2 protein-coding genes are annotated in these 1461 nt (G+C 35.1%); both read left to right on the forward strand.

Annotated features, from left to right (window positions below):
* A partial coding sequence (locus RT445_RS15770; protein WP_483869417.1) for a polysaccharide deacetylase family protein occupies positions 1 to 285 on the forward strand: 285 nt, incomplete at its 5' end.
* Positions 286 to 631: 346 nt separating this feature from the next.
* Positions 632 to 1461: pyridoxal-dependent decarboxylase (locus RT445_RS15775; protein WP_313470926.1), on the forward strand; the 830-nt coding region annotated here is incomplete at its 3' end.

Raw genomic sequence — 1461 nt, forward strand, 5'->3', positions numbered from 1 at the left:
AGACCACCGTATGGTAAAAAATTATTTGGATTGCCTTACTACTTAAATAAACATCAACGCAAGACGATTACTTGGAACTTAGAACCCGATACATTTTTTACAAACGCAGAAGACAAAATTAACTATGTAACTGAAAATATTCAACCAGGATCTATCATTTTAATGCACCCGATGTATGATCCTACTGACAATGAATTGCAGGCAACAGAAGGAATGTTGCAAGCTCTTAGTAATGATGGATATACATTTGTTACAGTAGATGAACTTCTACAATTTCAGCAATAAACATACAGTTACTTCGGGTCTGTACTACTCTCCGTGCAGACTCAAGTTAGTTAGAAAGTATCACCTTTTCAATCTTTATATATAACATCAACATTATAAATTATATAACTTCACACCTCCCCTTTAATCAACATTTTGTACACCTTCATCAGCTATTATCTCTACACAGAACAACAATGTATTTTATACCAACGAAAGTAAGACTTTTCAGAAATGTTAATAAATATTTTTTCAGTAAAATATAATAACCAACTCTGCTAAAATATGCTATTATACCATTAGTATAAGGTCCTATTTTTATTAAGTTAAAAATAGAGGAAATATGAACTAAAAAAGGATGATGATGATGCACAATATCCAACAATTATTCCAGAGCGAAGATGGAAATATTCAACAAAGAGAGAATTTTTTATCCCTATTAGAGAAAATTGTTTCCTCATTAGATGAATTAAAGAATCCTAATAAAACTACACTTGGTCCAATGAAAGAACGCTCTGCTAATTTTTACCAAGAAATAATGCAGGACCATCAAGTACCAACAACAGGTGTTGGGCTCGATCAAGTAGTAGATGAATTAACACAATTAATGCAAGGACATCCCTATCATACACGTAACTTTGTTACCAATGTTTTACCGATGGCAAGTATCCCAGGTGTATTAGGCCAGTTTACAAATGCCCTATTGAACGGCAATAACTTATGGGATGTTTACGGTCCAGCTGCTGCTGAGTGTGAAGTAAAAGTAGTATCGATGATGTCAAAATTAGTAGGCTATGATTATACAAAGAGCTTTGGCTATACTACATGGGGCGGTCAAGGTGCGGTATTCAGCGGATTACGTCTTGCTATTGCAAAACAATTCCCACATGCAAAGGAAGACGGTGTACCAAATAACTTATATTGCTTTGCTTCAGAAAATGCCCATTATAGCCTATTAAAATCTGTAGAAGCAGTAGGCATCGGTAGTAAACATTTAGTACGTGTAAAAGCAGGCAAAGATCATGCTATGGATGTGGAAGACCTACGTGCTCGTATGACAGAAGTTATCGAAAATGGCGGTATTCCTGTCTATGTAGTAGCAACTACAGGTGCAACAGATCAATTTGGGATTGATGATGTACAAGCCATCAAAGAAGTCACAACAACGCTTGAGAAGAAATATAATTTACAGCCAGT

It is taken from the genome of Lysinibacillus sp. (assembly GCF_032093475.1).
GTDB lineage: Bacteria > Bacillota > Bacilli > Bacillales_A > Planococcaceae > Lysinibacillus > Lysinibacillus irui.